Genomic DNA, 2,176 nt, shown 5'->3' on the forward strand with positions numbered 1-2,176 from the left:
CGGCCGAGTACATCGACAATTTCCTCGCCGGCACCGAGCTGGTAGCCAAGCATAAGCCGGACATGATTCCGCAGAGCTGCCTCTCCAAGGAGCTGTTCCGTCCGCAGAACCGCGGCCGCTTCTGCGTCACCGACGCCAAGAGCGAGACCAACCGCTGCCTCTCCTGCGGCACCTGTCGCGACTGCTCCATGTGCCTGGAGGCCTGCCCCGAAGGGGCGATCGTCCGGCTCGAGAAGGAGAACGGCGCCTACGAATACGTTTCTGAAGATCACCTCTGTATCGGTTGTGGTATTTGCGCCGGGATCTGTCCCTGCGGCATCTGGGCGATGGAGCTGGTGGTGTAACCGGTTTCGATTGGATTGACAAATCGGCCATGGTGGCCGTGAGCTGATGAAAAGGCCGTCCGTTAAGGGCGGCCTTTTTTGTGTGCGGACTTTCACACCTTCTTGCGGTGACATCGGAACTCAAGAGGGGCACCTTCCGGGTGTTGTCGGTGTGAATGCGCCATTAACCTTTTTCGGAAATGTCTCTTCGCCGAGGCAAGACGCTACCCTTTTCAAGGATTGAGATGATTTATCGCTTGCGGTGTTTCGGATCACCTTGGAATTACTGGGCTCAGCAGGGCTGCGGCCAGAGTGACGACGGCGCAGAGCGTTCCGCCCCAGCAGATATCGACGGCCGCCATGCGCACCGGCCATTCCCGCAGGGTAGCCCGGTTGGTCAGGTCGTAAACGCCATACACGACCACCCCGTAGAGAAAGCCCCAGCCCAAAGCCGAGGCAACGGCGTTGGCCGGGTTCACGCGCGGCAGGGCGAAGAGGATGATTCCTCCTGGTAGCGCCAGGTAGACGCCGGCGGCGGCCAGTAGTCGCGGTTTGATGGCCGACCCTTCCCGACGAGCCAGGTCACCTAATTCGCGCAGGTAAAAGTTCTGCATGAGACGACCCAGCCAGAGGTAGTCGAGAAGCAGGAACAGAGGCAGGACAGCACCGAAAAGGATGATTCCGTGGAGCATGGTTACCTCCCGTTGGATTCGGGGGCGCGGACAAGGCGTCCCGCCAGCCAGAAGAGCAGCGGGGTCATGAGTCCCCAGCCGAGTGCGAGCAGCGTTAGCCCCTCAGGGCTGGGGTGCCCGACGGTCGCGCCCAGTCTGGCGCCGCTGTAATAGGCCAGGGGCCCGCCGACGGCGCCGAAGAGAACCGCCGCCAGGTATCGGTTCCGCAACCAGGCGAGCGAAACATTGAGAGTGGTCGCGAAATTCATCCAGAGACCGACCATCCAGGGGGGGCTGAAAGGGAAGGGGAGCAGATGCCCGATCGGGACGAAGGTTCCCGTGGCCACCAGGGTGGTATCGAAACAAAAGCCCAGAGCGCCGGCCGACACCAGCAGGATCAGTTCCTTGTCGCGGTTGTCGCTGAGGGCCAGATGGACGCCGACGACCGGCAGGAGCGCCAGCGGGCCGAGCCAGGGAAGACCTCGGGCGGCGCCCAGCACCGCCGCGAACCAGGCCAGTTGGAACAGGATGACGTTTATCAGGTTTCGACGCCAGGTCATGACTCCTCCCGACGGCACGACCGTTGTCCGGGACGTTCATAGAGCAGTTGGTGGACGCCGGTAAACCCTTCGGCAAATCCCCCTTCGCAATAGCAGAGATAGTAGTCCCACATGCGGATGAACCGCTCATCGTAGCCGAGCGCCCGAACGCTGGCGAGGTTGGCATGGAAGGCCCTCCGCCAGGCCTGCAGAGTGCGGGTATAGTGAGGAGTCAGTTCTTCGCGGTCGATCAGGCGCAGGTCAGTGTGCTTGGCCGCGGTTTGCGCCAGGATGCCGAGGGAGGGGCAGCAGCCGCCGGGAAAAATGTAGCGGTTGATGAAGTCGGGGGTCTTGACGTAGCGGGGATAGATCGCATCCGGAACGGTGATCGTCTGGATGAGCCCCCGCCCCCCGGGAGTCAGGTGCCGTTCAAAGACAGTAAAAAAGCTGGGCAGGTGGCGATGGCCGACCGCCTCGATCATTTCGATGGAGACGATCCGGTCGAATTCGCCGTGCAGATCGCGGTAGTCTTTCTGCAGCAGGATGATTCTGTCTTCAAGTCCCGCCTCGCGGATCCGTGGTCCGGCCAGCTCGAACTGTTGTCGTGCAATGGTGGTCGTAGTCACTTTGCAGCCGTAGCGCC

4 protein-coding genes are annotated in these 2,176 nt (G+C 61.9%); 1 reads left to right on the plus strand and 3 read right to left on the minus strand.

Annotated features, from left to right (window positions below; all coding sequences use genetic code 11):
- Positions 1 to 344 (plus strand): 4Fe-4S dicluster domain-containing protein (locus ABYV89_RS16105; RefSeq protein WP_432823953.1); only part of this gene is annotated, 344 nt, incomplete at its 5' end.
- 251 nt (positions 345 to 595) lie between these two features.
- Here the strand turns inward: ABYV89_RS16105 and ABYV89_RS16110 are convergent.
- The 3 genes from ABYV89_RS16110 to ABYV89_RS16120 form a co-directional block, all read right to left on the minus strand.
- Positions 596 to 1,015, minus strand: a complete 420-nt coding sequence (locus ABYV89_RS16110) for a DUF2177 family protein (protein ID WP_432823954.1) — start codon at positions 1,013 to 1,015, stop codon at positions 596 to 598.
- A 2-nt stretch (positions 1,016 to 1,017) separates the two neighbouring features.
- On the minus strand, positions 1,018 to 1,554 hold the full coding sequence (locus tag ABYV89_RS16115; protein ID WP_432823955.1) for a DUF2878 domain-containing protein: 537 nt from the start codon (positions 1,552 to 1,554) through the stop codon (positions 1,018 to 1,020).
- Positions 1,551 to 2,176 (minus strand): class I SAM-dependent methyltransferase (locus ABYV89_RS16120; protein ID WP_432823956.1); only part of this gene is annotated, 626 nt, incomplete at its 5' end. The genes ABYV89_RS16120 and ABYV89_RS16115, both read right to left, overlap by 4 nt.

The organism is Trichloromonas sp. (assembly GCF_041583255.1).
In the GTDB taxonomy this organism is placed as follows: Bacteria; Desulfobacterota; Desulfuromonadia; order Desulfuromonadales; family Trichloromonadaceae; genus Trichloromonas.

Bases quoted from the DNA above. Each gene is read 5' to 3' on its own strand.
- ABYV89_RS16115 (WP_432823955.1), bottom strand. From the start codon at position 1,554: ATGACCTGGCGTCGAAACCTGATAAACGTCATCCTGTTCCAACTGGCC.
- ABYV89_RS16110 (WP_432823954.1), bottom strand. From the start codon at position 1,015: ATGCTCCACGGAATCATCCTTTTCGGTGCTGTCCTGCCTCTGTTCCTG.